Annotated in this window: 2 protein-coding genes; one reads left to right on the plus strand and one right to left on the minus strand. The window is 73.5% G+C overall.

Annotated features, from left to right (window positions below):
• Positions 1 to 448 (plus strand): DinB family protein (locus G3I53_RS30935; protein WP_164438993.1); only part of this gene is annotated, 448 nt, incomplete at its 5' end.
• An 85-nt stretch (positions 449 to 533) separates the two neighbouring features.
• Here G3I53_RS30935 and G3I53_RS30940 read toward each other — a convergent pair.
• Positions 534 to 1,633 (minus strand): acyltransferase family protein (locus G3I53_RS30940; protein WP_239064200.1); only part of this gene is annotated, 1,100 nt, incomplete at its 5' end.

Consider the following 1,633-nt stretch of genomic DNA (forward strand, 5'->3'; position numbering starts at 1 on the left):
CCGCGCCGACGGGCCGGGCCCCCGCGCGACCCTGCTGGCCGGCGCCGGCGCCTTCGGGCGTGACGCCGCCGCGTATCCGCACCCCTGGCCACCGCCGTTCACCACCATCGCCTGGCGGCTGAGCCACCTGAGCGAGATGCTGGCGCTGCGCGCCGACCACACCGCCGGAAGCCGCCGGCTCACCCGCGACGACCACCCCGTGCCCGGCGACCGGGACGCGGCCGTGGCCGCCTTCCGAGCGGGCGCCGCGGCCTGGCGGAAAGCGCTGCTGGGCGTCGACGACACCGCGCTCGACACCGTCGGGCTGTGCACGTACCCGCACGGCAGCGATGCGGAGGAACCCTTCATCGACATCGTCTGGTGGGTCAACCAGGAGGTCCTCCACCACGGCGCCGAGATCGCCCTGATCCGCGACCTCTACCGCGAGCGCGGCGTGCGCGGCCACTGACCCGGACCGCGTCCGGCAGGGAAGCCGACGCCCCGGGGCCGGACGCTCCCCGGGGCGCGAATGCCCGCCCGGCGCGGGCGCCGTGTCAGTCGGCCGTGCGCGGCGCCTTCCGGAACGCCCAGTCCGGTCGCGGCTCCACCGCCCACCGGAACACCCGCCGCACCGGCGCCGAGCACAGGACCGTCACCACCACCGCGGCCACCACGGTCACCACCACCGCGCCCAGCGGCTCGTACAGCCACTCCGGGTCGTACCAGCCCCAGTACTTGCTCACCTGGGCGACGAAACCGTGCAGCAGATACCCGTACAGCGTGGCCGCGCCCAGCGAGGTGAACCACGTCCGCCGCCCGGGCACCCAGGACAGGAAGCAGGCGACGAGCAGCAGCGAGCAGGCGAACACGGCCAGCGTCGCCACCGGCCCGTACCAGACGGGCGCGCCCAGCTCCTGCGCGCTGTCCCGGTGGTAGAACCAGGCGGTGGTCGACCGCGGGACCGCCCAGTACGCCGCGGCCAGCGCCCCGGCGAACACCGGCACCGCCAGCATCCGCATCCGGCGGGTGCGCACCACGCGGAAGTGCTCCGGCCGCAGACACAGGCCGAGGACGAAGAACGGCAGGAACTGCAGCATGCGCTGGATGTCGAGATCCTCGCCCAGCGACGGGGACATCGTGGCCAGCATGGCGATGACGAGGGCCACCGGCAGCGGCCAGCGCACCAGTTTCCACACCGGCGTGGTCAGCCGCCACACGAACAACGACGCCAGGAACCACGTCAGGTACAGCGGCTCCAGGAGGGTGATGGGCCGGTCGGGCACTCCGTCGGTCCAGCGGGTGAAGAAGGTGTACGCCGTCTCGAACACCACGTACGGCAGCGCCACCCCGGTGACCAGACGCCTGATGCGTCCGGGACTGCCATCGAAACTGCGGGAGTAGTACCCGGCGATGATGATGAACGCCGGCATGTGGAAGGCGTAGACGAGCTGGTAGAGCGCCGTGACGGTGCGGCTGTCGGACCGCAGCGGCTCCCAGGCGTGCCCGACCGCCACCAGCACGATCGCCACGTACTTGGCGTTGTCGAAGAACGCGTCGCGACGCCCCGGCTGCTGCGCCGCCGCGTCCTTCCCGGCGTCCGACCCGGCGGGCTCGTCGGAGCGGCCGGCCGCCGGTGGCCCGCCCGCCGTGGCCA

The sequence above is a fragment of the Streptomyces sp. SID14436 genome (assembly GCF_010548465.1).
GTDB lineage: Bacteria > Actinomycetota > Actinomycetes > Streptomycetales > Streptomycetaceae > Streptomyces.